The sequence below is a fragment of the Aeromonas veronii genome (assembly GCA_041319085.1).
In the GTDB taxonomy this organism is placed as follows: Bacteria; Pseudomonadota; Gammaproteobacteria; order Enterobacterales; family Aeromonadaceae; genus Aeromonas; species Aeromonas veronii_F.
In genome coordinates this window covers 418041-438182 of record CP101033.1, presented here as the reverse complement: position 1 = coordinate 438182, position 20142 = coordinate 418041, and the positions used below count along the sequence as shown (strand labels likewise).

General features: G+C 59.4%; 17 protein-coding genes. 8 read left to right on the top strand and 9 right to left on the bottom strand.

Annotated elements, in window-relative coordinates:
* Nucleotides 1–124: 124 nt before the first annotated feature.
* The 4 genes from rpoH to ftsY all read right to left on the bottom strand — a co-directional run bounded on the left by rpoH (nt 125) and on the right by ftsY (nt 4905).
* Nucleotides 125–979: an RNA polymerase sigma factor RpoH gene (gene rpoH / locus NMD14_02155; protein XEI33294.1), complete on the bottom strand. Its 855-nt coding sequence runs from the start codon at nt 977–979 to the stop codon at nt 125–127.
* Between the two features lie 457 nt (nt 980–1436).
* Entirely contained in the window at nt 1437–2390 is a 954-nt protein-coding gene (ftsX, locus tag NMD14_02150) for a permease-like cell division protein FtsX (protein ID XEI33293.1), read from the bottom strand.
* Complete coding sequence (gene ftsE, locus NMD14_02145) at nt 2390–3058, bottom strand: cell division ATP-binding protein FtsE (GenBank protein XEI33292.1); 669 nt, start codon at nt 3056–3058, stop codon at nt 2390–2392. Before ftsE ends, ftsX begins: the two co-directional genes overlap by 1 nt.
* 89 nt (nt 3059–3147) lie before the next feature.
* Nucleotides 3148–4905: a signal recognition particle-docking protein FtsY gene (gene ftsY / locus NMD14_02140; GenBank protein ID XEI33291.1), complete on the bottom strand. Its 1758-nt coding sequence runs from the start codon at nt 4903–4905 to the stop codon at nt 3148–3150.
* Nucleotides 4906–5015: 110 nt separating this feature from the next.
* Between ftsY and rsmD the strand changes: the two genes are divergently transcribed.
* Together rsmD and NMD14_02130 are read left to right on the top strand one after the other, a co-directional pair.
* Nucleotides 5016–5645: a 16S rRNA (guanine(966)-N(2))-methyltransferase RsmD gene (gene rsmD, locus NMD14_02135; protein ID XEI33290.1), complete on the top strand. Its 630-nt coding sequence runs from the start codon at nt 5016–5018 to the stop codon at nt 5643–5645.
* Nucleotides 5629–5940 (top strand): DUF1145 domain-containing protein, encoded by a 312-nt coding sequence (locus NMD14_02130; protein ID XEI33289.1) that lies wholly within the window; start codon nt 5629–5631, stop codon nt 5938–5940. Before rsmD ends, NMD14_02130 begins: the two co-directional genes overlap by 17 nt.
* Nucleotides 5941–6809: 869 nt before the next feature.
* On the opposite strand, the gene NMD14_02125 is transcribed toward NMD14_02130, so the two are convergent.
* The 5 genes from NMD14_02125 to NMD14_02105 form a co-directional block, all read right to left on the bottom strand.
* Nucleotides 6810–7796, bottom strand: coding sequence for a WYL domain-containing protein (locus tag NMD14_02125; protein ID XEI33288.1), 987 nt, complete (start codon nt 7794–7796; stop codon nt 6810–6812).
* 287 nt (nt 7797–8083) lie between these two features.
* Nucleotides 8084–8470, bottom strand: a complete 387-nt coding sequence (locus tag NMD14_02120) for a SirB2 family protein (protein ID XEI33287.1) — start codon at nt 8468–8470, stop codon at nt 8084–8086.
* Nucleotides 8467–10323 (bottom strand): monovalent cation:proton antiporter-2 (CPA2) family protein, encoded by a 1857-nt coding sequence (locus NMD14_02115; protein ID XEI33286.1) that lies wholly within the window; start codon nt 10321–10323, stop codon nt 8467–8469. Before NMD14_02115 ends, NMD14_02120 begins: the two co-directional genes overlap by 4 nt.
* Nucleotides 10324–10390: 67 nt before the next feature.
* Nucleotides 10391–10987 carry an NAD(P)H-dependent oxidoreductase gene (locus tag NMD14_02110; protein ID XEI33285.1) on the bottom strand — a complete coding sequence of 199 codons (597 nt, stop codon included), beginning with the start codon at nt 10985–10987 and terminating at the stop codon, nt 10391–10393.
* Between the two features lie 101 nt (nt 10988–11088).
* Nucleotides 11089–11931 (bottom strand): LysR family transcriptional regulator, encoded by an 843-nt coding sequence (locus NMD14_02105; protein XEI33284.1) that lies wholly within the window; start codon nt 11929–11931, stop codon nt 11089–11091.
* Nucleotides 11932–12073: 142 nt separating this feature from the next.
* Here NMD14_02105 and NMD14_02100 point away from each other — a divergent pair, with 142 nt between their 5' ends.
* The 6 genes from NMD14_02100 (at nt 12074) to NMD14_02075 (ending at nt 20092) form a co-directional block, all read left to right on the top strand.
* Complete coding sequence (locus NMD14_02100) at nt 12074–12796, top strand: SDR family oxidoreductase (protein XEI33283.1); 723 nt, start codon at nt 12074–12076, stop codon at nt 12794–12796.
* A gap of 88 nt (nt 12797–12884) precedes the next feature.
* Nucleotides 12885–13208, top strand: a complete 324-nt coding sequence (locus tag NMD14_02095; protein XEI33282.1) for a hypothetical protein — start codon at nt 12885–12887, stop codon at nt 13206–13208.
* Between the two features lie 45 nt (nt 13209–13253).
* Nucleotides 13254–13685, top strand: a complete 432-nt coding sequence (locus NMD14_02090) for a DUF411 domain-containing protein (protein ID XEI33281.1) — start codon at nt 13254–13256, stop codon at nt 13683–13685.
* A gap of 233 nt (nt 13686–13918) precedes the next feature.
* Nucleotides 13919–16072 (top strand): S9 family peptidase, encoded by a 2154-nt coding sequence (locus NMD14_02085; GenBank protein XEI33280.1) that lies wholly within the window; start codon nt 13919–13921, stop codon nt 16070–16072.
* Nucleotides 16073–16461: 389 nt separating this feature from the next.
* Complete coding sequence (locus NMD14_02080; GenBank protein ID XEI33279.1) at nt 16462–17433, top strand: TAXI family TRAP transporter solute-binding subunit; 972 nt, start codon at nt 16462–16464, stop codon at nt 17431–17433.
* A 103-nt stretch (nt 17434–17536) separates the two neighbouring features.
* Nucleotides 17537–20092, top strand: coding sequence for a TRAP transporter permease (locus NMD14_02075; GenBank protein XEI33278.1), 2556 nt, complete (start codon nt 17537–17539; stop codon nt 20090–20092).
* The last annotated feature ends 50 nt before the right edge of the window (nt 20093–20142 follow it).

Sequence of the window (20142 nt, the reverse complement as noted above, 5' to 3'; positions counted from 1 at the left end):
TCTGCTCTCCCTCATGTGGCAGTGGCGGCAACATAACACACTCAAGGGTAACCAAAGCAAGGCCGACCAGATCCTTGCGAAACAAAAACAGGGCCATCAGGCCCTGTTTTTATGAGAGGAAGCATCAGGCTTCCATGGCATCTTTCAGCTTCTTGAGTGCGTTCTTCTCAAGCTGACGCACGCGCTCGGCAGAGACGCCGTAAGTATCGGCCAGCTCCTGCAGAGTGGTCTTGCTGTCATCATCGAGCCAGCGGGCGCGGATGATGTGCTGGCTGCGCTCGTCCAGGGTGGCGAGGGCCGAGCTTAGGCGACGGGTCGCGTGATCGTCCCAGTTGTCATTCTCGATGGTCGCGGCCAGATCGGAGGATTTGTCCTCCAGATAGTGAACCGGTGCGAAACCGCCCTCTTCTTCATCGTCACCCACCAGATCGAACGCCTGATCGTAGTTGGCCATCCGCGCTTCCATCTCGGTCACATCGCTTGCGGAGACGCCGAGATCGGCCGCCACGGCCTGAACCTCTTCGTGGTTCAGCCAGCCCAGACGCTTCTTGGATTTACGCAGGTTGAAGAAGAGCTTGCGCTGGGCCTTGGTGGTCGCCACCTTGACCATGCGCCAGTTGCGCAATACATATTCGTGGATTTCGGCCTTGATCCAGTGTACGGCGAAGGAGACCAGACGCACGCCGACCGTCGGGTCGAAGCGCTTGACCGCCTTCATCAGGCCGATGTTGCCTTCCTGTACCAGATCGGCCTGAGGCAGGCCGTAACCGGCATAACTCTTGGCGACATGAACGACAAAGCGCAGGTGCGACATAACCAGCTGGCGGGCAGCCTCAAGATCGCCATCCTGCTGCAAACGCTCAGCCAGTTCACGCTCTTCCTCTGCGCTCAGCACCGGAATAGAGTTTACTGCCTGGATATAGCCTTCCAGACTACCTTGCGGAATCAGAGCCATAGTGCGCTGCAATGAAGTTCCCATGTTCTACCTCTTACTTTTCAATCGAATCAGTCTAACACCCTGAGAGGGCCTGTCTACTGACCGGACGCCATTCTGCGGCCTACCTCAAACATGCAGAGCATGTTTGAACCGGGGTCATCTTATGCCGGCAGGATGAATCATGAATGAACAGTCAAAAAAAGGGGGCCACAATAAAGGACCCCCGAAAAGTAGCATGCTAAGTCCATTGTTGCGGAGCTCGCAACCTTCACATGCTTGCCAAGTCAGACGAGCAAGGCAGAGGGGCCACACCCGTATAAATGCTTCAGCTTTAATAGACTGCTTGTAAATCAGAAGGTTCACTGGATCTAGTGAAGATCCGAAAGATCATTGTAATTCAGAATACGCAGCTCTGACTATGGAGGCCAAGCCAGAAACGGCCCCTCTTTTACTTGATCCGCTTCGCAAAATCCAGCGATTTACTTTGATGATAAATCAATCAAGATGGTTCGATGTCACGAATGTGGCGATAGACCGAAAACCAGGAGGCAATCAGCCCCAGCAGGGCCCCCAGCAAGATCAGGTTGATCCCGTCTACCGCCCCCATGCCGACCAGCCGGAAGTTACTGTTATACAAGCCCGCCAGCTCCTTCACCACCCCTTCGCTCCAGATCACCATCACTTCGGTCAGCCACCAGGCCAACATACCGCCGATCACCCCGAACCAGATACCGGTATAGAGGAAAGGGCGATGAATAAAGGAGTCGGTCGCCCCCACCAGCTTGAGCACTTCGATCTCGGAACGCTGGTTAAGGATGTTGAGACGCAGGGTATTGCCGACGATCAGCAACACAGCCGAGAGCAGCAGCACCGCGATACCGGTAATGGTGTGGCGCAGCAGGTTCATGATCCCCTGCAATCGGGTCAGCCACTGCAGATCCAGCTTGCCCTGTTCGACCCCATCCTCATTGTTGAGCTTGCCGAGCAACTCGGCGGCCCCTTCCGGGTTCTGCCAGCGCGGATCCGGGATGACGCTCAGCACCGGCGGCAGCGGGTTGCTGTCCAGATAATCGAGCGCATCGCCGAAGCCGGAGATCTCGCGAAACTCCCGCAACGCATCGTCACGGCTCAGGTAGGTGACAGAGTCCACCTCGGGATAGAGCAGGATGCGGTGCTGCAGATCGAGAATGCTCTGCTCCGGCAGATCCTTGCGCAGATAGAGGGAGATCTGGGAGCTGGTTTGCCAGCTCCCCTCCACCACCTCGGCGTTTTTCAGCAGCACGTGGAAACAGGAGGGCAGCGCCAGACTGACGCCGAGTACCGCCAGCGTCATCAGGGAGGCGAGCGGATTGCGCCACAGCTCCCCGAGACTGGCAAACGCCTGCCGCACATGGTCAACCCCATACATCATCAGACGGCGCAGCGGCGGTTGTTTGTGACGAACGATAGCCATCAGAGCTCCTCCCCGGCCGAATACATGCGACCCGCCTTGAGGGTCAGGGTGCGATAGCGCATGCGGGCGATCAGCCCCAGATCGTGGGTGGCAATCAGCACCGAGACCCCAAAATTGTTGAACTCCTGAAATAGCCGCATGATATCCATGGATAGCTGAGGATCCAGGTTACCAGTCGGCTCATCCGCCAGCAGCAGCGGCGGCTTGTTGACGATGGCGCGGGCGATGCCGACCCGCTGCTGTTCACCACCGGAGAGCATACGCGGCTGGTAGCGCTCCTTGCCGAGCAACCCCACCTTGTCGAGTGCCGCCGCCACCCGCTTGTTGATGTCCGCATGGCTGTAGCCGTCGATCACCAGCGGCAACGCGACATTGTCGAACACGGTACGGTCCATCAACAGCCGGTGATCCTGAAAAATCATCCCGATCTGGCGGCGAACATAGGGGATCTGGCTGCGCTGGATATGACTGACATCGTCGCCATGAAAGAAGACGCGACCATCGGTCGGGCGCTCCATCACGCTGATCAGTTTGAGGAGGGTACTCTTGCCCGCCCCCGAGTGCCCGGTCAAAAAGGCCATCTCCCCCTTGCGCAGGTGAAAGCTGACCTTTTGCAGCGCCTGATGGCCGCCGCTATATACCTTGCTGACCTTGTCAAAACGAATCATAACGGTTCCCTGAAATTGACAAGCCCCGACCGGAGTCGGGGCATGGAACACTTACTCATCACGGCTGAGCTGACTCATCGCGGCCGGACTTATTCATCGCGGCTAAAGAGCGCCTCGATGAAGTCGTTGGCAACGAAGGGACGCAGATCGTCGATCCCCTCGCCCACCCCGATATAGCGGATCGGGATCTGGAACTTGTCGGCCACCGCGAAGATAACGCCGCCCTTGGCAGTGCCATCCAGCTTGGTGAGGGTGATGCCGGTCAAACCCACCGCCTCGCTGAACAGCTTGGCCTGGCTCAACGCATTCTGGCCGGTGCCAGCGTCCAGAGTCAGCATGATCTCGTGGGGGGCCTCTTCATCCAGCTTCTTCATCACCCGCACCACTTTCTTGAGCTCTTCCATCAGGTTGCTCTTGTTTTGCAGGCGACCGGCGGTGTCGGCAATCAACACATCGGCGCCGCGGGAGCGGGCAGCCTCGATGGCGTCATAAATCACGGAAGCGGAGTCGGCACCGGTATGCTGGGCGATCACCGGAATATTGTTGCGCTGACCCCAAACCTGCAACTGCTCGACCGCAGCGGCACGGAAGGTGTCACCCGCCGCCAGCATCACGCTCTTGCCTTCGGCCTGGAACTGCTTGGCCAGCTTGCCGATGGTGGTGGTCTTGCCGACACCGTTCACGCCGACCATCAGGATCACGTAAGGCTTCTTGCTGGTGTCGATCACCAGCGGCTGCTCGACCTTGGCCAGCATCTCACCCATGTCCTGCTTGAGCAAACCGTAGAGCGCCTCGGCATCCTTCAACTGCTTGCGATCCGCGTGCTGTACCAGTCCCTCGATGATGCGACTGGTAGTATCCACGCCGAGATCGGCGGTCAGCAGCTGGGTTTCCAGCTCTTCAAACAACTCATCATCGATCTTCTTGCCACGGAACAGGCCGAAGAAACCGGAGCCGATATTCTCCTTGGTGCGCACCAGACTGCGCTTGAGGCGAGCAAAGAAGCCCTCCCGCTGCGGCTTGTCCTGGGTGTCGTCGTCCACCTTGGCAGCCAGCGGCAGAGCCGCCAGTGCAGCAGCCTCAGCCTCCATCGCGGCGACCAGACGCAGATCTTCCGCTCGCTGGGCCTCTTTGGCGATACGGGCTTCTTCCGCAGCTTGAGCTTCAGCGGCAATACGAGCCTCTTGCGCAGCACGGGCTTCAGCGGCAATACGAGCCTCTTCCGCAACACGGGCTTCGGCGGCGATACGGGCCTCTTGCGCAGCGCGGGCTTCGGCAGCAATGCGAGCCTCTTCTGCAGCCTGAGCTTCAGCGGCAATACGCGCTTCTTCTACGGCGCGGGCTTCGGCAGCGATGCGAGCCTCTTCCGCAGCGCGGGCTTCGGCTGCAAGACGGGCCTCTTCTGCGGCGCGAGCTTCGGCAGCAATACGAGCCTCTTCCGCAGCCTGAGCTTCTGCGGCAATGCGGGCAATTTCGGCAGCTTGCGCTTCTGCCGCAATACGAGCGGCTTCGGCAGCTTGCGCCTCTGCGGCTGCACGTTCCTCTTCGGCGAGCAGCGCTTCGTTGACGATCACCGGCTCCAGATCGGAGGCGCACTCCTCCACCACCAGCGGGCCCTGGTCGTCCAGCTCGGTCGGCAAGCAGCAATCATCTTGCAAAACAGTATTCTTTGCGCTGGCAGGCACTTCGGGGGCCACAGCCGGCGTACTATCGGAAACAGGAGCAGGGGTAGCAGCGACCTCGGGCTCAACGGTAACGGGGGTGGCTTGGGGTGTCTGTGGTTGGACAGCCTCAGCCTCTTCTTTCTTGCGGCCGAAACCCAGCCAGGAAAACAAACCTTTTGCCATCTAAAAATACTCACATCAAAGGCTGACTGCTAAGATAGCCGTCCCAGGGCGGGTCGGCATAAAAATGAACCGCCTTATACTACCACTTTATTTTCTGACGATGAAACGCGATGCCCAGAGTGAAATCCAGCCGTAGCAAACCGAGCAAGAGTCCCGCCCCGCAAGGAAAATCGGGCTTTGTAAGAATCATCAGCGGCCAGTGGCGAGGCCGCAAATTGCCGGTCAAGGATGTGGAGGGGCTCAGACCCACCACGGATCGCGTCAAGGAGACCATCTTCAACTGGCTGGCTCCCCACATTCGTGGCACCCGCTGCCTGGATCTGTTTGCCGGTAGCGGCGGACTCGGACTGGAGGCGCTGTCGCGCTATGCCGAGCAGGTGACCCTGATCGAGATGGACAAAGGGGCCGCCGACCAGATCAAGAAGAACCTGACCGCCCTCGGCAGCAATCAGGGTCAAGTGATCCAGTCAGATGCAGTGAGCTGGCTGCAAGGCCCGGCGACGCCGTTTGATCTGGTGTTCCTCGATCCGCCGTTTCGCCGCGAGCTGCTGCCGCAAGTTTGCGAGCTGCTGGAACAACGCGGCTGGCTGGCAGCGGATGCCCTGATCTATCTGGAACGGGAAAAAGAGATGTCCGATCTGCCGTTGCCGGCCAGCTGGCAACTACTCAAAGACAAACAAGCCGGTCAGGTCTGTTATCAACTCTATCTGCGGGAGGTAAACAATGAAGCGGGTCTTTAATCTGTTGGCGATGGGGCTGGTACTGTTCTTCTGGTTTGGCGTGCTGCTGAGCCTGATTACTCCGCTGCCCGGCAGACTCAACGGCTTTCTGCCAGTCTGCGGCGTGATTGTCGCCCTATTCCACTGGCTACAGGCCAGCATGATAAAGGCAGCTTGCAAACGCTACTTCGCAGTCACCAAAACCGAGTTTGTCACTGTGCTGATATTTGGCGTGTTTGGCATGGCTGACATTCGTCGGCGCCTGCAAGAGATCGTCAACGCCGCCCAGCGTGGCAATCTCTCCGGCAAACCATAAAAAGAAAAGGGGACGGCGGTAGCCGTCCCCTAGAGTCGTGTCGTTCTGTCCGTAGAACTGCAATGCTCCCTGCAATCCCTGACGTTATCCTAATCCTTTGGAATATCCCCTTTCCAATCCGTTGGCGTGTCCTGCGGCGTTCCTGGCCTGGCAATTCATCCTGAACTGCTTCCCTGTCTCCATCCTGGAGGTGTCCATTACCACGTCCTGTGGGGTTCCTTGCGTCTTCCTGATAGATAACCATCCGGGTTATCTCACTTCATCCTGAAGTATTCCTCTCGCATCCGGCGAGGTCCTGTTCATCCTGAAGAACGAGATTCCATTCGTTCTGCTCTCATCCCGAGAGTGTCCTGCCGCGTCCCGCGGTGTTCCTTTATTCATCCGTGACGATAATCATCCTGATTATCGAGCTCATCCTGAGGTGTCCCTTGTCCACATCCTGCGGACTATTCCATCTTTATGCGCTGCCCTGCATCCTGCCGGACCAGCTCCGTCCTTGTGAGACCCATACTAAGGAAATGTACCCCTCGAACAAGAGCCATCCGATGAGAAAGATCCGATGCTGCTTCCATTTAAAAAACAAAATTAAAAACTAACCCTTTAATATCAGTCGGTTATTTAGTTTCACAGGAAAGTTGGATCATTCTGGCATGGCTTCGCGTACGGTTCAAAGCGCCAGCCTCTTACAGTGGCTATGGCAGATCTCTTACACGGGTTTCGCCCCCCATAACGGGGCAGGAAAACGGTTCAACCCGGTCGTTAAGACTTAAAAATTAGTTGAATAATTATGCTTAAAAAAACCGCAAAAAAAGAGCCGAGACCAGGCTCGACTCTGCAACGTTCCTATTTTTTATCAGCTCAAGTTTTTATCAGCTCAAGCGGTTGGCCGGATTGAGATAGGCCTTGCGCAGCGATTCCGGCGCCAGCACCTCCAGCTCGCCGCTGATGTTGTTCAACCAGCTGCGAAACTCCGGGGTGTCCTGCACTTCCGTCTCCACCACCACGCTGCGCTTGTCATAGCGGGTCATACGCGGATTGTTGCCGGGTATCTGGTTATCCACCAGTGACTGGCTGTTGGCATCGATCCGGCCGACAAAGCGGATAGGGCCGCTCACATCCTGATAGCCCTGATCGCGGATCAGCTTCTGGATATTGAAATCCTTCGGCTGGGTAGCGCTGAAGTTGGTCAGTTCCACGCTCTTGATATGGTCAAACGGGATGCCGTAGACCTTGGGATCCAGCTCGGAGAGGGTGCAGAGCAGGATCGGACCATCAGGCTGATTGAGAATGCCGAGCGGATTGATGCGGTCATAGCAGAGCCACACGGTGCGCTCTTTGATCACGCGCTGGATCTCGGCACTGAACTTGCGACCACGCCAGAGCGCATCGCGGATCAGGGTGCTACGGCGGATCTCCGGGTTGCCGGCAAACGGGCGTGGCGACTGGTGCACGCTCTCCAGCCAGCGTTCGGCCAGTTCACTCTGGCTGTCGCGGATCACCTGACTGGCCTTGTCGACCAGCGGGTTCAATTCGGTCAGTACACTCGCCGGCAACAGTTGGCTCGCCTGATCACTCCAGGTTTTCAGGGCCACCGCCAGCGAGAGCGGCATGATGTTGGCAAAGTCGTTAAGACCGTGGCGCTCGAAGCACCAGCCATGGGGTTTGCTGCGCTCGTCCGAGGTGAGGTCGAACAGTCCCATGCCGGACATCTCCTCCAGGTCCCGTTGCACGGTACGCAGACTGACGTGGATGCCTTCCTCCTCCAGTTTTACCTGGAGTTGGCTGGCGGTCAGCTTGTAAGGGCGGTGCGGGATGCAACGCGCCAAGGTCAGTTGTCGTAACAGCTTCTTGCTCATGGTGCTTGCCTTCACTGGTTTAGCGTTGACTGTATGCTAGTCGTTACTTGCGACAATATGTGTCGTAAGTTTTACTGCGACAACTGTCGCCATTTTCATACAAAATAAACTAAACTATTGATTTAAAGGGACAATAAAAGCAAAAAATGGACCCACTGGAGACTGAATTTAACTCAGAAAATCTTAAATGAAAGCTCTTTGCCGAGATTCGATGTCAACATAAAACTCCAATAAATTGTTTTTTTTAAAATATAACTTCAACGCAAAGCATAACACTCCCCTTTTGCTCACATCAGCCACGACCAGGCCGACTTGGTGATGGCCGCACCGACCATGTAGCCGAATACCGTCAGGGCAGCGAGGCCGGCCACCAGCTTCTGACCGCGCGCAGGGCGCTTGAGCGCTATGACGCCGAGGCCGATGTAAACCACCAGCGCGATCAGCTTGGCCATTAGCCAGGGTTGTTGGCCCGGGCTCATCTGCAGGGTCACCGCCAGCAGCACACCAAACAGCAGCAGGAAGGTGTCGTTGATATGAGGCAGGATCTTCAGCCACTTCTGCTGCAACCGCGCGCTGCCAGCCAGCGCAAGACTCCAACGATAGATAAAGAGTAGCAGACTGACCAGCGCCAGCGTCATATGCAGGTGTTTGAACATGGGGTAATAGGCAATCATTTTGCTTCCTTGTCGTCGTCGGGTAGCCCGCTGTTCCAGTTGTGGGCATGGATACGCTCCTGCCCCTCCTCGTCGTCTTGCAACAGATCGGAGAGGATCTCCCGGTATTGCAGGCTCTTGTTGATATAAGTGTGTTCGTCATCGAGATAATTGACCTGCTCGCGCAACAGCCAGTTATCGTGCTGCTTGAAGGTCTGGCCCGCCCGCCAGGCCTGGTTGGCCCGAAAACCGAGCTGGGTCAGGGCTTCCACCCCCAGATCGACCGCCGAGCCGAGGGTTTCCCGGTGCACGCTCTCGACCCCGTGGCGCAGGATCTCGTGGGCATGGGGTCGATCCAGCGCTCGCGCCAGGATCTTCAGGTGCGGGAAGTGTTTCTGCACCATCTCGATCACCGCCAGCGAGGTAGCAGGATCGTTGATGGAGAGCACCAGCAACTTCGCCTTGTGTGCCCCTGCGGCATGGAGCAGATCGATCCGGCTGGCATCGCCATAGAATACCTGATAGCCATACTTGCGCAGGGTCTCTATCTGGCTGGCATCCTGCTCGAGGATGGTGGTGCCGATACCGTGACCATGCAGCAGACGCCCCACGATCTGACCGAAGCGGCCGAAGCCCGCGATGATCACCGGATGCTCCACCAGCTCAGGTTGCTCATGCTGCGGTGCGTCGCTCTGGTTACGGTAATCGAACCAGGGCTGGATCACCCGATCGTTGAGGATCAGCAGCAGCGGGGTGAGCGCCATCGAGAGCGCCACCACCAGCGTCAGCAGCGAGATGGTCTCGCCGGGCAGCACCCGGTTCTGGGCGGCAAACGAGAAGAGCACGAAGGCAAACTCACCGCCCTGTGCGAGCGCCAGCGCAAAGGTCCAGCGTTGGCTCGGCGAGATGCGGATGGCAAAGCCGAGCGCCATCAGCACCAGCCATTTGAGCGCCATCAGCCCAACCACCAGCGTCGGGATGAGGAAGGGGTGCTCGGCAAACAGGCCAAAATCGATCCCCGCCCCGACCGACATGAAGAACAGACCGAGCAGCAAGCCCTTGAACGGCTCTATGTCCGCCTCCAGCTCGTGGCGATATTCGCTGTCGGCCAGCACCACACCGGCGAGGAAGGAGCCGAGAGCAGGCGAGAGCCCCACCGACTCCATCAGCACCGCGATGGCGATCACCAGCAGCAGGGCGGCGGCGACGAAGATCTCCCGCATATGGGACTGGGCGATGGCGCGAAACACCGGCCGCATCAGGTAGTGGCCGCCCAGCACTATGCCGGAGATCGCCGCGACCACCAGCAGGCCATGTTGCCAACCCGCCAGCTCGGAGCCGCCATTGCTGGCGACCGGCGCCATGGCTAGCAGCGGCAGCAGCGCCAGGATCGGAATCACTGCAATATCCTGAAACAGCAGCACGGCGAAGGCGGAGCGGCCGCTCTCGCTCTGCATCAGCTTGCGCTCCTGCAGGCTCTGTAGAACGATGGCGGTGGAGGAGAGCGCCAGAATGAGGCCGATGGCCAGCCCCTGTTGCAGCGGCAGGCCGATCAGGTGCGCCACGCCGGTCAGCGCCGCCGTGGTCAGCAGCACCTGCAGACCTCCGGTGCCGAGGATCGGCCCTTTCAATTGCCACAAGAGCGCCGGACGCAATTCAAGACCGACCAGAAACAGCATCAGCACCACGCCAAACTCGGCGAAGTGCATCACATCCTTCTGTTCGCCCACCAGCCCCAGCAGAAAGGGGCCAATGATGATCCCCGCCAGCAGATAACCGAGTACCGAACCCAGTCCCCAGCGTTTGGCCAGCGGTACCGCGATAACGGCGGCGGAGAGGTAGATAAACGCATCAAACAGGATCCCGTGGCCCATCAGTCAGCCCTCCGTTTGAACGTCTGACCCTGCTTATAAGCTCGGCCAACAAGCTGCCCGTGTTTCATCAGAGCGCCTCCAGCAAGTCGCGCAGATACGGACGCCCGGCCAGTTGCTCCGGGGTCAGCTGATCATCACGCAGGGCGCAGAGCAGCTGGCGGTAATCCTGCCCACAGCGGCGCAGAGCGGCGGGATCCTTGATCTTGTGAAAGGAGTGCAGCACGAAAGGGGGCAGCCAGTTCATGCCGCACAAGGTGGTAGCCTGCTGAAATGGCAGCAGAAAATCGAGCAGCGGTCGGCTGTTGTAACCCTCGCTGCAATAGGACTCCGGCGCACCGCCGGTGGTGATGGCGCTCAGCCACTGCTTGCCCTTGAGGGCGTGGGCTTCGGGGCCGTAGGCGTAGCCATACTCCAGCACCAGATCCATCCACTCTTTCATGATGGCCGGACAGGAGTACCAGTAAAACGGGTGCTGAAAGACGATGATGTCGTGCTTGGAGAGCAGCGCCTGCTCCCGCTTCACATCGATAAACATGTCGGGATAGTGCTGGTAGAGGTCGTGAACCGTGACCCCCTCCAGCCCCTCAATCGCCTGCAACAGCTGCTTGTTGGCCCGCGAGCTCTGCAGCGCGGGATGGGAAAAAATTACCAGAATGCGTTTCATGACCACATCACCCGAACAAAGCCTTGCGGTGCAAGGCGCGGTAAACAGAAAAGGGGAGTCTGGAGAGCTGCATCGTAAAGGTGCACAGGAGAGCGACCTTATCAGGAAGCGCCATAACCTGCCAACTCGGGGATCAGTTCCCGCAACGCCGGATTGAGGGTCTGGTGGGCGGGATAGCAGAGGCCGATCCGGCGAAACATCCGCGGCCCGCTCACCGGCAGGGTACAGAGCCCAGCCTCATCCTCCACCAGACCATCCGGCAGAAAACTGATGCCAACCCCCGCCAGCACCAGCGCCATCACCAACCCCTTGCTTTCGGCCTTGGCCACCAGATTGAGGGTAAGCCGGTCACAGGCCAGCAGGCCTATGGTCTGCTGATGGGCTTCGCAGGGCGGGCACTCAATAAAATCATAATGTTGCAGCTCGGCCAGTTCGATCCTCCCGCGACTGGCCAGGGGATGGTCGACCGGTACGCAGAGCACGTAATCCTCCTCCCACAGCGGCAGGAAGATTTCGTCCTCCCGGCGCAGGGCATCCAGCGTCAAGCGGCAGTCGGCGGGCGTGGTGTAGTCGGAGAGGGTGAGATCCAGCTGCGGCAACACGCGCTGTACTTGCTGCAGCAGCCCGGCCACCCGGCGGCGACTCAAGTCCGGCATGATGGCGATATTGAGCCTCGCGCGCGTTGCTTTCTGGCGAAACAGCTCCGGCAAGCGGCGCGCCTCCTCCACCAGCTTGACCGCGTGGGGATAGAGATAGTGGGCCGGATCTTTCGCCACCACCCCCTTCTTGCCCCGGATAAACAGGCTGTCACCGAGCGCCTCTTCCAGCTGGCGCAGTCCCGCCGAGAGGGAGGGCTGGCTGACGTGGCAACGTTCGGCCGCCGCCGTGATGTTCTTCTCTTCATAGATGGCGATGAAGAAACGCAGCAATCTCAAGTCCAGCATAAACCAACCATAGTTTTTTCAGATGATAACCAGCGGAAAACAATATTTATCACTTATAGATACAGTGACTATAGTGATTGGGTTCCGTGCTGGCCAGCCACCCGTTTGCTCAAACCGACTCTTGAATCAGAAGGAAAGACCCATGTCCAAATCTCTCGTCGTGATCACCGGCGCCTCCGCCGGGATCGGTGCCGCCATCGCCCGTGCCTTCTCTGCTGCCGGTCATCCGCTGTTGCTGCTGGCCCGCCGGGTCGAGCCGATGCAAGCACTGAACCTGCCCGATACCCTCTGCATCGGGGTCGATGTGACCGACACCGCCGCCATGAAGGCCGCCGTCCAGCAGGCAGAAGCCCAATTCGGTCCGGTCGGCTGCATGGTCAACAACGCAGGCGTCATGCTGCTGGGTCAGGCCGATGTGCAGGACCCGGCCGAGTGGCAGCAGATGCTCAACATCAACGTGATGGGGGTGCTGAATGGCGTCCACGCAGTGCTGGCAGGCATGAAGGAGCGCCGCAGTGGCACCATCATCAACATCAGCTCCATCGCCGGTCGCAAGACCTTCCCGAACCATGCCGCCTACTGCGCTACCAAGTTCGCCGTGCACGCCCTGACCGAGAACATCCGGGAAGAGGTGGCCGATGTCGGCGTGCGGATGGTGACCATTGCTCCGGGTGCGGTCGAGACCGAGCTGCTCAGCCACACCACTGACGAGAGCATCAAGGCCGGTTACCACGACTGGAAAGATCAGATGGGCGGCGTCATTGCGCCGGAAGTGATCGCCGATGCCGTGCTCTACGCTTGGAACCAACCTGCCAACGTCTGCGTGCGCGAGATCGTGCTGGCGGCGACCCGTCAGCAACCTTAATCTGGGCTGACTGACACCATGGGGAGGGCTTGACCCTCCCCCGGGGCACAGGGTTACCATGTGCCCCTTGTTATTTTCGAGTCATTCCATGGTTCTCACCCGTCGCCAACTCGCTCACGCCCGTCGCTGGCTCCCCTTGTGGAGTCTGGTGCTGGTGTTGATGTCGTTTGGCAGCCGGGCCGCAACCGACCTCTGTACCCTGACCACCCACTGCAGCCAGAGCGAGCGCACCCTGGAAAAAGCGATGCCCTGCGGCAGCTTTACCACCGCCCTCTCGATGACGCTGGTGGGCAGCGACAGCCAGACGGTCGCCGTGCTGGAACCGGATAGCCCCGACTTCGCCTCTCCCTCTCTCTTTATGCCGGACGCCCCGAGCGAGCGGCTCGAACGCCCCCCTCGCACTCAGATCTGACTGCCATCCCGTATCGGGCAACTTTTCTTGAATCTGAGGTGAGTAATGTACAAACCCCTGTTACTGGCCATGCTGGCCGGTACCGTCAGCTTTTCGGCCCTCGCGGCTGAGAAGATGACCGTCTACAAATCAAAATATTGTGGCTGCTGCCAGAGCTGGAACGAGCACATGGAGCAGAATGGCTTCGAACTGGAGGTCATCGAGACCGAGCAACTCGGCGCAGTGAAGCAGCAATACGGTATCGCGCCGGAACTGGCCTCTTGCCATACCGGAATCGTGAACGGCTATGTGATCGAGGGGCATGTACCGGCCGCCGATGTGCAGAAGCTGCTCAGGGAAAAACCGGCGATCCGCGGCCTGACCATTCCGGGCATGCCCCAGAGTGCGCCGGGCATGGATATTCCGGGCCATCCCTATGAGGTACTGAGTATCAGCAAAGAGGGCGCGACCAACCGCTGGTCGAGCTACCCCGGCTGACGAAAACTGGTCATGAGAGGGCACTCCCATATCATGTGAGGCACACCTGAGCGGACGCTTGCCGCTCATGGCCAGAAAGAGGGCCGCTATCGCGAGATAGCGGCTTTTTTGATTACATTTCCTGCAATAACAAGGGATTGCTTGCAACGACCGGCAACAAGGGGCAGATTTAACGCCAATTCATGGAGCCGATGCTCAGGTCTACCAACCCTTTCCAGCGCCAAGGATGCGACATGTTTACCTTTTCCCGAGGAGTTCTGCTGCTAGCCTTTCTGACAGTTCTCCCTCCCACTTATGCCAATGAAGAGCCCGCCATGCTGACAAGCGAACATCCAATCCAGCCGCCCGTGGCCGCCAAACATCCCCGCACCCTGAAAAAGCACGGGGATACCCGCATCGACAACTACTACTGGCTGCGCGACGACCAGCGTCAGGCGCCGGAAGTATTGCAATACCTGGAGGCCGAGAACGCCTATACCGAGGCCATGCTCAAGCCGACCCAGCCCCTGCGCGAACAGCTTTACAAGGAGATGGTGGCCCGCATCCCCCAGCAGGATGAGTCGGTGCCCTATGTGAAAAATGGCTACCGCTACCAGACCCGCTATGAGCCGGGCAAGGAGTACGGGATCTATTCACGCACCAAGCTCGGGGAAGAGCAGGCAAGCCTGCTGCTCGACAGCAACCTGCGGGCTGAGGGGCACGAGTTCTATGCCCTAGGCGCCCTTGAGGTGAGCCGCAACAACCGCTGGCTGGCGGTAGCGGAAGATTTCCTCTCCCGTCGTCAGTACCAGATCCAGTTCCTCGATCTGGAGAGCGGCCAGTGGGCCACCGACAAACTGGAAAATACCTCCGGCAATCTGGTGTGGGCCAACGACAACAAGACCGTCTTCTATGTGCGCAAGCACCCGCAGACCCTGCTTCCGTATCAGGTCTATCGCCATACGCTCGGGACGGATCCGGCCACGGACAAGCTGGTTTACGAGGAGAAGGATGACTCCTTCTACGTCAGCCTCTACGCCACCACTTCGGAAGATTTCATCGTCATCGCCCTCTCCAGCACAACTACCGGCGAAGCACGGCTGATCGATGCCAACCAGCCGGAGCACGCCCCCCGCCTGTTCCTGCCCCGTCAGATGGATCACGAATACAGCCTGGATCACTACCGCGGCCGCTTCTATGTGCGCTCCAACAAGGACGGCAAGAACTTCGGCCTCTACGAGACCAAGGAGAGCCCGGTCGATCGCTGGAAGGCGGTGATTGCCCCCAATCCGGACGTGCTGCTGGAGAGCTACGCCCTGTTCAAGGATTGGCTGGTACTGGAAGAGCGCAGCAAGGGGCTGACCCGACTGCGCCAGATCAACTGGCAGAGCGGTGACGAGAAGGAGATCGCCTTCGACGATCCCGCCTATGTCACTTGGCTCGCCTACAACCCGGAGCCGGATACCAGCGCCCTGCGCTATGGCTACTCCTCCATGACCACCCCCGCCTCCACCTATGAGCTGGATATGGCGAGCGGCAAGCGCACCCTGCTCAAGCAGCAGCCGGTGGCAGGCTTCAAGGCCGACCAGTACGCCAGCGAGCGACTCTGGGTGACCGCCCGCGACGGTGTATCGGTGCCGGTGTCGCTGGTCTATCGCAAAGACAAGTTCAAGAAAGAGCAGGCCGATGCGCCCAAGAATCCGCTGCTGGTCTATGGCTACGGCTCCTACGGCGCCAGCATGGATCCCGACTTCAGCAGCTCGCGCCTGAGCCTGCTGGATCGCGGCTTCGTCTACGCTATCGCCCATATTCGGGGTGGTGAAGAGCTGGGCCGTCACTGGTACGAAGATGGCAAGTTGCTGAAAAAGCAGAACACCTTCAATGACTTCATCGATGTCACCAAGGCGCTGGTGGAGCAAGGCTACGGTGCCAGGGATCAGGTCTACGCCATCGGCGGCAGCGCCGGTGGTCTGCTGATGGGGGCCGTCATCAATCAGGCGCCCGAACTCTATCGCGGCGTGGTGGCGCAGGTGCCGTTCGTCGATGTGGTCACCACCATGCTGGACGAGTCCATTCCCCTCACCACCGGGGAGTATGACGAGTGGGGCAACCCGAACCAGAAGCGCTACTACGACTACATGAAGAGCTACAGCCCCTACGATCAGGTGAAGGCGCAAGCCTACCCCAACCTGCTGGTCACCACCGGGCTGCACGACTCCCAGGTGCAATATTGGGAGCCCGCCAAGTGGGTCGCCAAGCTGCGCGAGTTGAAGACGGATGATAACAAGTTGTTACTGAACACCGACATGGATGCCGGCCACGGCGGCAAGTCGGGCCGCTTCAAAGCCTACGAGGATATCGCGCTGGAATACGCCTTTATCCTGGATCTGGCCACCCCGGCCAACTGATCCGTCATGATCCCGGCCCTTGTCACGCAAGGGCCGCATAAGACCCCCTCCCTGCTCGCAAAATTAATCCTCAATCAATAAATTAATGACCGACATCAAACTTTTCGATATTTAACGCTGCATTTTTGCCGTTTTGTTTGATTTATGTTGGTGCCATATGCTTAATCGAAGTCGTTATTACTTTTTATTTGGCCCCTCAGCGGCCAAATTATCTTCTGCTGGCAGGACGCCGGTTATCTCACCGCAGGATGATGGTGACTTTTTTTGGAAGGGGGTAACAGCCTGACCATTCCTCGTATGAGGCCCCATCGGCATACCCGGCGCAGAACGGCATTGCCATCAATTTATCCGGGGATCGGATAAACAAAATCAAAGAAAAGGGAGAAAAAATGAAAGGATTAACTTTGGCGTGTGCCCTGTCGGCGGCCCTGGTCGGTGTCTCATTCGGTGGTCCGGTACAAGCGCAGGAGCGCTTCGTGACCATAGGCACCGGCGGTCAGACCGGCGTCTACTATGTCGCAGGCCAGTCTATCTGCCGCTTCCTCAATCGCGGCGCCGCCGATCACCAGATCAAGTGCAATGCCCCGGCCAGTGGCGGTGGTGTTGCCAACGTCAACGGCATCCGTAGCGGCGAATTCAACTTCGGCATCATGCAATCCGACCACCAGTTCAAGGCGATGAAAGGGCTGCCGCCGTTCCAGGCCGAAGGGGCCATGGATGACATTCGCGCCGTCTTCTCCCTGCAGAGCGAGGTGTTCACCATCCTGGCTCGCCGCGATGCCAAGATCGCCAGCTTCGACGATCTGAAAGGCAAGCGCGTCAACATCGGTAACCCGGGCTCCGGCCAGCGTGACACCATGGAAGAGATAATGGCGGTCAAAGGCTGGAAGAAGGGTGACTTCGGTCTGGTCTCCGAGCTGAAACCGGCCGAACAGGCCTCCGCCCTCGGTGACAACAACATCGACGCTATGAGCTACTTCGTGGGTCACCCGAACGGCGCCATTCAGGAAGCCTCCACCACCACAGATGCAGTACTGGTACCGGTGACCGGCGCCGACATCGACAAGTTGCTGGCCGAGAAGAGCTACTACAGCAAGGCCGAGATCCCGGGCGGCCTCTACAAGGGCAGCGACAAGCCGACCCCCTCCATCGGTGGCAAAGCGGTGCTCTCCACCAGCGCCAAGACCGATCCGGAAGTGGTCTATCAGCTGGTCAAATCGGTGTTCGACAACCTGGATCGCTTCAAGCGCCTGCACCCTGCCTTTGCCGACCTGAAAGAGGCCGACATGATCAAGGTAGGTCTCTCTGCACCGCTGCATGAAGGGGCTGCCCGCTACTACAAAGAGCGCGGCTGGCTCTGATTAAAGGCCCAAGGGCCTTTGTCACTCTCTTCGACACCCGTCTGCCGCCTGATTGCGGGGGCGGGTGTCGCTCTTGTTGTACTCGTTGGCACAAGTTAACCCTATGCAAGATAAACAACTCTCTACCGAGGAACTGATCGCCCAGGACGTGGGTGCTCGCCTGCCGCTGGGCCCGCTGGGCTGGATCATCACCACGCTGGCGCTGGCCTGGTCCTTGTTCCAGCTCTGGATCGCCTCGCCACTCCCCTTCATGGTGGGGTTTGGCGTACTCAATGACACCGAAACCCGCTCCATTCACCTCACCTTTGCCCTGTTGCTGGCTTTTCTGGTGTTCCCGGCATTTCGCTCCTCGCCGCGGGATCGGGTACCCCTCGGTGATATCGCCCTCGGCCTGATCGCCGCTGGCGCCGCGTCTTACCTGTTCGTGATGTATGAAGCGCTGGCGCTGCGGCCCGGCACCCTCACTACCGCCGATCTGGTGACCGCCTGCATCGGCATTCCGCTGCTGCTGGAAGCGGCGCGCCGCGCCCTGGGGCCGGCACTGGCGGTCATCGCCATCGTCTTTCTGGTCTACAGCCTGGCGGGCCCCTGGATGCCGGGACTGCTGGCACACCGTGGGGTCAGCTTCAGCGCGCTGGCCAACCACCAGTGGATCACTACCGAAGGGGTGTTTGGTATTGCCCTTGGCGTTTCCACCAGCTTCGTGTTCCTGTTCGTGCTGTTCGGCGCCCTGCTGGAGCGGGCCGGTGCCGGTCACTACTTTATCCAGCTCGCCTTCAGCCTGCTCGGTCACCTGCGCGGCGGCCCGGCCAAGGCAGCAGTGGTCGCCTCCGGCCTGACCGGTCTGATTTCCGGCTCGTCGATTGCCAACGTGGTGACCACCGGCACCTTCACCATCCCGATGATGAAGAAGGTGGGCTTCAGTTCAGAGAAAGCGGGGGCAGTGGAAGTGGCCTCCTCGGTCAACGGCCAGATCATGCCACCTGTGATGGGGGCTGCGGCTTTCCTGATGGTCGAATACGTGGGCATCCCCTATGTGGAGATCATCAAGCACGCCTTCCTGCCTGCCGCCATCTCCTACATAGCGCTGCTCTACATCGTCCATCTGGAGGCGCTAAAACTGGGCATGCAGCCCATCGGCAACCATCAACCCAAACCCTGGCTGCGCCGCCTGACCGGCTTTGCCTTTGGCGCGGCCCTCATCAGCGGCCTGTCACTGGCGGTCTACTATGGCCTCGGCTGGCTCAAACCTGCGCTGGGTGACTACGCACTGCCGGGGATCTCGGTACTGCTGGCTGCCACCTATGTGGCCCTGTTGAAGATCGCCGCCAGCAATGAACCACTGCCTGCCGAAGATCCCGACAAGCCGCTCACCGAGCTGCCCAATACCCGCGCCGTGCTGCTCTCCGGCCTGCACTTCCTGCTGCCGGTGGTGGTACTGGTATGGTGCCTGATGGTGGAACGCCTCTCGCCGGGGCTGTCGGCCTTCTGGGGGACCGTGATGCTGGTGATCATCCTGCTGACCCAGCGCCCGCTGCTCAACTGGCTGCGCCAGGACGGCAAGCACGACTACGGCACCGTCGTGGACGGCGTGGTGGATCTGCGGGAAGGGCTGGTCGCCGGTGCTCGCAACATGATTGGTATCGGCATTGCCACCGCCACCGCGGGGATTATCGTGGGTGCGGTCTCCCAGACCGGGGTCGGTCTGGTGCTGGCGGATCTGGTGGAGTTCCTCTCCATGGGCAACCTGCTGCTGATGCTGCTACTCACCGCCCTGCTGAGCCTGATCCTCGGCATGGGGCTGCCCACCACCGCCAACTACATCGTTGTCTCCAGCCTGCTGGCACCGGTGGTAGTGACGCTGGGGCAACAAAACGGGTTGATCGTGCCGCTGATCGCGGTGCACCTCTTTGTCTTCTACTTCGGCATCATGGCGGATGTGACGCCGCCGGTAGGACTGGCCTCCTTCGCGGCAGCCGCCGTCTCCAAGGGCGATCCCATCAAGACCGGGATCACCGCCTTCTACTACAGCCTGCGTACCGCGGCGCTGCCGTTCCTGTTTATCTTCAACACCGATCTGCTGCTGATCGACGTGGACTTCGCCCACGGGGTGCTGATCTTCATCGTGGCGACCATCGCCATGCTGATCTTCGCCGCCGCCACCCAGGGCTGGTTCCTGGTGAAGAGCCGCTGGTACGAGAGCGTGCTGCTACTGCTGGTCGCCTTTACCCTGTTCCGCCCGGGTTTCTGGATGGACATGGTGCACGATCCCTATCGCGAGACCCCGCCTGCCCAGCTGGCCCAAACCATGGGCGAAGTGGAAGCGGAGAGCACCCTGCGGCTGCGGATCCTCGGTGAAGATGCGGTGGGCAAACCGCGCAAGTTTACCCTGCTGATCGCCGTACCGGATGGCGCGGATGGCGAGGAGCGGCTGGCCAATCTGGGGCTGAGCCTCTATGAGCAGGATGGCAAGACGCTGATCGACAACGTCGCCTTTGGCAGCCCGGCCGCCACCATGGGGCTGGAGTTCGATCAGGAGATCCTCACCGTCAAGGCGCCGACCGAGCGCTGGACCAAGGAGTGGATGTGGATCCCGGGCTTCCTGCTGTTCGGGGTGATCGTCTGGCTGCAGCATCGCCGCAGCATCAATGCCGGTTAATCCACTGAGCAAATGAGAAAGAGGGCCGCTATTGCGGCCCTCTTTTTATT

Excerpts from the sequence above, each read along its gene's own strand:
- NMD14_02125 (XEI33288.1), bottom strand. The coding sequence starts at position 7,796 with ATGAGCAAGAAGCTGTTACGACAACTGACCTTGGCGCGTTGCATCCCG.
- ftsY (XEI33291.1), bottom strand. The coding sequence starts at position 4,905 with ATGGCAAAAGGTTTGTTTTCCTGGCTGGGTTTCGGCCGCAAGAAAGAA.
- NMD14_02110 (XEI33285.1), bottom strand. The coding sequence starts at position 10,987 with ATGAAACGCATTCTGGTAATTTTTTCCCATCCCGCGCTGCAGAGCTCG.
- ftsX (XEI33293.1), bottom strand. The coding sequence starts at position 2,390 with ATGGCTATCGTTCGTCACAAACAACCGCCGCTGCGCCGTCTGATGATG.
- NMD14_02115 (XEI33286.1), bottom strand. The coding sequence starts at position 10,323 with ATGGGCCACGGGATCCTGTTTGATGCGTTTATCTACCTCTCCGCCGCC.
- NMD14_02095 (XEI33282.1), top strand. The coding sequence starts at position 12,885 with ATGGTTCTCACCCGTCGCCAACTCGCTCACGCCCGTCGCTGGCTCCCC.
- rpoH (XEI33294.1), bottom strand. The coding sequence starts at position 979 with ATGGGAACTTCATTGCAGCGCACTATGGCTCTGATTCCGCAAGGTAGT.
- NMD14_02085 (XEI33280.1), top strand. The coding sequence starts at position 13,919 with ATGTTTACCTTTTCCCGAGGAGTTCTGCTGCTAGCCTTTCTGACAGTT.
- NMD14_02120 (XEI33287.1), bottom strand. The coding sequence starts at position 8,470 with ATGATTGCCTATTACCCCATGTTCAAACACCTGCATATGACGCTGGCG.
- NMD14_02080 (XEI33279.1), top strand. The coding sequence starts at position 16,462 with ATGAAAGGATTAACTTTGGCGTGTGCCCTGTCGGCGGCCCTGGTCGGT.
- NMD14_02100 (XEI33283.1), top strand. The coding sequence starts at position 12,074 with ATGTCCAAATCTCTCGTCGTGATCACCGGCGCCTCCGCCGGGATCGGT.
- NMD14_02130 (XEI33289.1), top strand. The coding sequence starts at position 5,629 with ATGAAGCGGGTCTTTAATCTGTTGGCGATGGGGCTGGTACTGTTCTTC.
- NMD14_02105 (XEI33284.1), bottom strand. The coding sequence starts at position 11,931 with ATGCTGGACTTGAGATTGCTGCGTTTCTTCATCGCCATCTATGAAGAG.
- NMD14_02090 (XEI33281.1), top strand. The coding sequence starts at position 13,254 with ATGTACAAACCCCTGTTACTGGCCATGCTGGCCGGTACCGTCAGCTTT.
- ftsE (XEI33292.1), bottom strand. The coding sequence starts at position 3,058 with ATGATTCGTTTTGACAAGGTCAGCAAGGTATATAGCGGCGGCCATCAG.
- rsmD (XEI33290.1), top strand. The coding sequence starts at position 5,016 with ATGCCCAGAGTGAAATCCAGCCGTAGCAAACCGAGCAAGAGTCCCGCC.
- NMD14_02075 (XEI33278.1), top strand. The coding sequence starts at position 17,537 with ATGCAAGATAAACAACTCTCTACCGAGGAACTGATCGCCCAGGACGTG.